This window comes from Caballeronia sp. LZ033, assembly GCF_031451265.1.
Lineage (GTDB): Bacteria > Pseudomonadota > Gammaproteobacteria > Burkholderiales > Burkholderiaceae > Caballeronia.
In genome coordinates this window covers 1-409 of record NZ_JARUXQ010000060.1, presented here as the reverse complement: position 1 = coordinate 409, position 409 = coordinate 1, and the positions used below count along the sequence as shown (strand labels likewise).

Genomic DNA, 409 nt, shown 5'->3' with positions numbered 1-409 from the left:
CGCGACCTCAATGGTCGACAGCAACAGCGCAGGCGCCGACGGTCACGGCACTTACTCGGAGTCGCTGCACCGCTCGGACGATACGCTCACGAACACCGTACTCAACGCGGGTAACTCGCTCGTCGTGGCGTCGGGCAAGGATATAAACGTCACAGGCGGCGCAATCAACCTCGACCACGGCACGGCCGCGCTTGCGGCGACCGGCAACGTCAATATTGCGGCCGCGACGGAAACGCACGTCGAGAAAACGCAGGAGCAGCATAGCCATAGCAATGCGATCAGCGGAAAGGAGGTTACGAGTTCGCGCGCGAGCACGGCGACGCTTGCACAAGGCAGCATGGTTTCCGCGGATGCGGTGACGATCGCCAGCGGCCGCGACATCAACGTCCAAGGCAGTACGATCGTCGGC

At 63.1% G+C, this 409-nt stretch carries 1 protein-coding gene; it reads left to right on the top strand.

The annotated features are described in order from the left end of the window. Positions 1-10: 10 nt before the first annotated feature. Positions 11-409 (top strand): hemagglutinin repeat-containing protein (locus tag QCE62_RS35185; RefSeq protein WP_309928049.1); only part of this gene is annotated, 399 nt, incomplete at its 3' end.